Below are 3,386 nucleotides of genomic sequence, written 5' to 3' on the forward strand. Positions count from 1 at the left end.
ATGGAACGCGGCGGCAGCAGGTACTGGGCCGGCAGATCGGTGTTCGGAATGGTCAGGTCATTGCCCTTGCCATCCACGATACGCACGATCGGGCGCAGTTCCTTGGCCTGCGAGCCACGACGCTTCGGATCGGTGATTTCACGCGATGCCAGGCCGGTCAGTTCGTCGGTCTTCTCGATGACGGTGACGCCGTCGATGAAGTCGATGAAGCGGATGAAACCGGCCACTTCGGACACGATCGGGTGGTTATGCGGGTCCCAGTTGGCCACGGTCTGGCCAGCCTTGACCTGGTCGCCATCCTTGGACGCAATGGTCGAGCCGTAGGGCAGCTTGTAACGCTCACGCTCACGACCGTGGGCATCGAGCACCGAGATTTCACCCGAACGCGAGACCGCCACCAGCGAACCGCTGGCGTGCTCGACCGACTTCAGGTTGTTGAACTTCACCGAACCGGTGGTCTTCACGGTGACGTTGTCGACCGCAGCCGCACGCGATGCCGCACCACCGATGTGGAACGTACGCATGGTCAGCTGGGTACCCGGCTCACCGATCGACTGGGCGGCGATGACGCCAACCGCTTCACCGATGTTGACGATGTGGCCACGGGCCAGATCGCGGCCGTAGCAATGGGCGCAGACACCGAAGGGCGAGGCGCAGGAGATGGTCGAACGGACCTTCACCGACTGCACGCTGGCATCTTCAAGCAGGGCCACCCACTGCTCGTCGAGCAGGGTGTTGCGGGTCACGATCGGATCTTCGTCGTTGCCCGGCAGGAACACGTCCTCGGCCACGACACGACCCAGCACGCGGTCCTTCAACGGCTCCACGACGTCGCCGCCTTCCACGATCGGGGTCATGGTCAGGCCTTCGGTGGTACCGCAATCCACCTCGGTGATGACCACGTCCTGCGCCACGTCGACCAGACGACGGGTCAGGTAACCCGAGTTCGCCGTCTTCAGCGCGGTATCGGCCAGACCCTTACGGGCACCGTGCGTAGAGTTGAAGTACTCCTGCACGTTCAGGCCTTCACGGAAGTTCGCCTTGATGGGCGTTTCGATGATCGAGCCATCCGGTCGCGCCATCAGGCCACGCATACCGGCCAGCTGACGGATCTGCGCCTGGCTACCACGCGCACCGGAGTCGGCCATGATGTACAGCGAGTTCATCGACTTCTGGTCGATGGTCTCGCCCTTGGCGTTGATCACCTTCTCGGTACCAATGGTGTCCATCATCGCCTTGGCGATGCGTTCATTGGTACGCGACCAGATGTCGACCACCTTGTTGTAGCGTTCGCCGGCGGTGACCAGGCCCGACTGGTACTGCTCCTGGATTTCCAGCACTTCGGCTTCGGCCTCGGTGAGGATGCCCTTCTTCTCGTCCGGGATCAGCATGTCGTCGATGCCGATCGACACGCCGGCACGGGTGGCGTAGGCAAAGCCGGTGTACATCAGCTTGTCGGCGAACACGACCGTGTCCTTCAAGCCCAGCTGGCGGTAGCTGGAGTTGATCAGGCGGCTGATGTTCTTCTTGGTCAGCTCGGTGTTGGCCAGCGCGAACGGCAGGCCTTCCGGCAGGATTTCAGCCAGCAGGGCGCGACCGATCGTGGTGTCCACGATCGAGGTCTTGTTCTGCTTGTTGCCGTCCTCGTCGGTCACCACTTCGGTGATGCGGACCTTGACGCGTGCGTGCAGTTCGACCACGCGGTTGTCGTAGGCGCGCTTGACTTCGGAGATGTTGGCGAAGGCCATGCCCTCGCCCTTCTTGTTCTCCAGCGAGCGGGTCATGTAGTACAGACCCAGCACGACGTCCTGCGACGGCACGATGATCGGCTCGCCGTTGGCCGGCGACAGGATGTTGTTGGTGGACATCATCAGCGCACGCGCTTCCAGCTGGGCTTCCAGCGAGAGCGGCACGTGGACGGCCATCTGGTCACCGTCGAAGTCGGCGTTGAACGCGGTGCAGACCAGCGGGTGCAGCTGGATGGCCTTGCCTTCGATCAGCACCGGCTCGAACGCCTGGATGCCCAGACGATGCAGGGTCGGCGCACGGTTCAGCATCACCGGATGTTCGCGGATGACCTCTTCCAGGATGTCCCAGACTTCGGCTTCTTCGCGCTCGACCAGCTTCTTGGCGGCCTTGATGGTGGTGGCCAGGCCACGACGCTGCAGCTTGGCGAACACGAACGGCTTGAACAGCTCAAGCGCCATCTTCTTCGGCAGGCCGCACTGGTGCAGGCGCAGGTACGGACCGACCACGATGACCGAACGGCCCGAGTAGTCCACGCGCTTGCCCAGCAGGTTCTGGCGGAAGCGACCCTGCTTGCCCTTGATCATGTCGGCCAGCGACTTCAGCGGGCGCTTGTTGGTGCCGGTGATGGCACGGCCACGACGGCCGTTGTCCAGCAGCGCATCGACCGATTCCTGCAGCATGCGCTTTTCATTGCGCACGATGATGTCCGGCGCGTTCAGCTCGAGCAGGCGGCGCAGGCGGTTGTTGCGGTTGATGACGCGGCGGTACAGATCGTTCAGGTCGGAGGTCGCGAAGCGGCCACCGTCCAGCGGCACCAGCGGACGCAGGTCCGGCGGCAGCACCGGCAGCACGGTCATGACCATCCACTCCGGACGGTTGCCCGACTCGAGGAAGGCCTCGACCAGCTTGATGCGCTTGGTCAGACGCTTGAGCTTGGTTTCCGAACCGGTGCTGGCGACTTCTTCGCGCAGGCGGGTCATTTCCGACTGCAGGTCGATGGTGCGCAGCAGTTCGTACACGGCCTCGGCGCCCATGGCGGCATCGAAGTCGTCGCCGTGTTCCTGGCGTGCCTGCAGGTACTGCTCTTCGGTCAGCAGCTGACGGCGCTCCAGGGTCGTCAGACCCGGCTCGGTCACCACGTAGGCTTCGAAGTACAGCACGCGTTCGATGTCACGCAGGGTCATGTCCAGCATCAGGCCGATGCGCGACGGCAGCGACTTGAGGAACCAGATGTGCGCGACCGGCGAAGCCAGGTCGATGTGGCCCATGCGCTCGCGACGCACCTTGGCCAGGGTGACTTCGGTGCCGCACTTTTCGCAGACCACGCCGCGGTGCTTCATGCGCTTGTACTTGCCGCACAGGCACTCGTAGTCCTTGACCGGTCCGAAGATGGCGGCGCAGAACAGGCCGTCACGTTCCGGCTTGAACGTACGGTAGTTGATGGTTTCCGGCTTCTTCACTTCGCCGAAGGACCACGAACGGATCAGGTCCGGCGAGGCCAGCGCGATCTTGATCGCGTCGAAGTCCAGCGTCTGGCGCTGCTGGTTGAAGAGGTTGAGCAAGTCTTTCATGGTGTTTCTCCGAAAGGAGGAAATCTTGTCGATGGGCTGTCAGTAAACAAACGGGTGGCGGGGGGG

Annotated in this window: 1 protein-coding gene; it reads right to left on the minus strand. The window is 63.1% G+C overall.

Going from position 1 to position 3,386, the window contains the following annotated elements; genetic code table 11:
• A partial coding sequence (gene rpoC / locus AC1DQP_RS18430; RefSeq protein WP_478052196.1) for a DNA-directed RNA polymerase subunit beta' occupies nucleotides 1-3,320 on the minus strand: 3,320 nt, incomplete at its 3' end.
• Nucleotides 3,321-3,386: the final 66 nt, after the last annotated feature.

Source organism: Stenotrophomonas sp. P5_A8 (genome assembly GCF_056400545.1).